Origin of the sequence: Rathayibacter sp. AY1H2 (genome assembly GCF_002931985.1) — a bacterium.
Taxonomy (GTDB): domain Bacteria; phylum Actinomycetota; class Actinomycetes; order Actinomycetales; family Microbacteriaceae; genus Rathayibacter.
The window spans coordinates 1-916 of record NZ_PSUV01000044.1; the positions used below are offsets into that span (position 1 = coordinate 1).

Here is a 916-nt window from a genome sequence, read left to right on the forward strand (position 1 = left end):
CCGCGGCGACCACCTGGTCATGCAGACCGACGGCAACATGGTCGTCTACTCCGCCAAGGGCGGCCCCGTGTGGAGCACGAACACGATCAACGAGGCGGGCGCCTCGGTGATCATGCAGCCCGACGGCAACCTCGTCGTCTACCGCGAGAACGGCTCGCCCGCCTGGGCGAGCAGCGTCCGCCGCGTCATCGCCGAGCCGGTGACCGACACGCTGTTCACGGAGCAGACCCTCCGCCCCGTCCACCAGCTCACCTCCGCCGACGGCCGCTTCAGCGCCGTCATGCAGAACGACGGCAACTTCGTCGGCTACGGCCCCCAGGGCGCCGTCTGGGGCACCGGCACCGGCGGCTCCGGCAACCGCATCACCATGCAGAAGGACGGCAACGCCGTCATCTACGGCTCCGACGGCTCCGTCAAGTGGTTCTCGGGCACGCGCGGCAAGGACCTCCGCCTGGGCATCAACAACGCCGGCTCGCTGATCATCGTGAACCCGTCCGACGACGTGATCTGGACCAGCCAGGCCGCCTTCCCCTCGACCACCCTCTACGCGGCGAACTCGCTCGAGGCGGGCAGCTTCCTCCGCTCCGCGAACGGCGTCTACCGAGCGGTGATGCAGGCGGACGGCAACTTCGTCGTCTACGGCAAGAACGGCCCGATCTGGGCGTCGAAGACCACCCGCGCAGGCGGCTTCTTCGCCCTCGACACCAGCGGGCAGATCGCCGTGGGCACCGAGACGACGAGCGGATGGTCGGTCGTCCCGCCCGCCGCGTCGGTCGGCCCCTACAAGCTCGTCATGCAGGACGACGGCAACCTCGTCGAGTACGACAGCCGCCGCGCGGTCTGGGCCAGCCGCGGCTGACGCCCCTCCGCCACGACGCCCCCTGGTCCCCGGACCGGGGGGCGTCGTGGCGGAGGG

General features: G+C 70.7%; 1 protein-coding gene. It reads left to right on the plus strand.

Annotation, left to right across the window (positions count from 1 at the left end):
* The coding region (locus C5C29_RS16750; protein ID WP_104308596.1) for a hypothetical protein at positions 1-859 on the plus strand (859 nt) is incomplete at its 5' end.
* Between the last annotated feature and the right edge of the window lie 57 nt (positions 860-916).